Annotated in this window: 1 protein-coding gene and 1 pseudogene; both read left to right on the top strand. The window is 34.3% G+C overall.

Going from position 1 to position 1,856, the window contains the following annotated elements; translation table 11 throughout:
* A pseudogene (locus FTU91_RS16280) lies at positions 1-199 on the top strand (IS701 family transposase); the annotation flags it as partial.
* A gap of 719 nt (positions 200-918) precedes the next feature.
* Positions 919-1,740: a hypothetical protein gene (locus FTU91_RS16275; RefSeq protein ID WP_257221777.1), complete on the top strand. Its 822-nt coding sequence runs from the start codon at positions 919-921 to the stop codon at positions 1,738-1,740.
* Positions 1,741-1,856 lie beyond the last annotated feature (116 nt).

The following is a 1,856-nucleotide window of genomic DNA, read 5'->3' as shown; positions in this document are numbered from 1 at the left end:
AAGACGATCTAAACTGATTTTGAATCATATTTTTTCAGCCTTGATGGCCTACGTCGAGATACAAAAGAACCAGTTTGAGCGGATCTTTGAAAATGTATATCGTTGGCAGAAGAAATTATTTAGACCAGTTATCAAAAACTTCATTGATGACTTTATTCTCGATAAAAATCATCTGCTACCACAGAGAATCTATAAATAATAGTGCGTAAGTCCTATGTATTTTTTTATAATTTCTTCTTTAAGATAAAAGTTAAAAAAAGCCCTAAAAAATTGAGTTTTTTGACTGTCCCAAGACAAGGTTTTGTCTAGCCTTATTTTATAAGACTTTTTAAGCTTCCTTCAAAATCAGTTGAAAACATTGAGTTATAAAAGAATGGACCTCAGCTCGAAACTTTACGAAGTATAGCGAGTAACAACGAAGCTATGCTGAAGTAAATGTTTGAGCAACCAACCGACTGTAGGCAATAGCTACAGTAATGGAAGGAACAGAGGGCGGTCAGTAAATAGGCTTTAGGTGCTATGTCTGTGTGCGCTTATGTGTACCTAGAATCCGTACATTTTTGTTTTAAGGTTTTTGCTTTTTTCATTTTTAAAAACAATTAGTTATAAAATGTCTAAGACAAGGTTTTGTCTACAGCCTTTAAATTTTCCTTTATAAATTCACTGTAATTTGAGTATCGAATTGCAGCGAAAGCCGTATAAAACCTAAGATCAATTAAGACTGAAACCTGTCTTACTTATCCACAATTATAAATTTAAAAATAAAACAACCATTTAGCTAGACAAATAAAGGGTTTCAAGACAAAAACTAAGTCTCAAGACAAGCTATTGACATTATTTGTCTTGAAATTGTATAATCTGTCTCAAGAGGGAAGAACAGTCTTCCATAACAACAAAATATCATGAGGAATAAAAAACGTGCCAATAGGAAAAATAAGCACAGTGTTTAAAGTTTATGATGCAATGATGGGTAGCGGTAAGACTACTCAAATTATAGAAAACATTAGAACAGCAGAAAAAGATCAAAACTTTCTTTATATCACTCCATTACTTGATGAATGTCATCGTATTTCAGGTACTACATACGATCCTGAAGATACGTTAAAACGTCCTTTAATTACCACAGAAGACGATACTAGCGTTCATTACGCTTATATTGATGATGCTCCATTAAAAGAAAGACGTTTCAAGCATCCAAGCTATAAGGGCGGGAATAAAGCTGAAAGCTTGCAATACCTGTTAAAGAACAAAGAAAACGTAGTCAGTACACATCAGCTCTTTATGAACCTAACACCAAATATGTTGGATGATGCGAAAGACTATGTACTTATTATTGACGAAACAATCCAAGTCTATGATGTATATACAGAGCATTCATCTACAGAGTTAGAAGCTCTTTTCCGTTTAGGTTGGATTCATGTTGATGATGATGCTGTCACTCTTCGTTTCAATCGTGAAAAGTATGGTGATAACGGTGGTGACCCTACAGGTACGAAATACGAAAACCTAGCAACAATGTGTGATCTTGGTCAGCTCTTGTATGTGGACCAGAAGTTGATTGTTTGGGAATTGAGTATAGATACACTGAAATCTTTTAAAGAAGTATGGATTGCTACTTATATGTTTGAAGGCTCTCAGATGTCAGCGTATTTGAAATCGTATGGCGTTGAGTATGAGCTGATCCGTTTTGGTAACAAGCCTTCTCAAATTAAGCATTTAGTCACTATTTCGAGACTGTAAATTAAATTGTGTAATTGCCTGAATTTGCTATGTTCATATTCACAACGGAGTCAGGCAACATGATGAACGAACAAAAACTAAAAGACCTTGCAGCAGAATTTGCTAAAGGAATCAAA

Origin of the sequence: Acinetobacter sp. YH12201, from assembly GCF_013418145.1 — a bacterium.
In the GTDB taxonomy this organism is placed as follows: domain Bacteria; phylum Pseudomonadota; class Gammaproteobacteria; order Pseudomonadales; family Moraxellaceae; genus Acinetobacter.
This window is presented reverse-complemented; position numbering and strand designations above follow the sequence as displayed.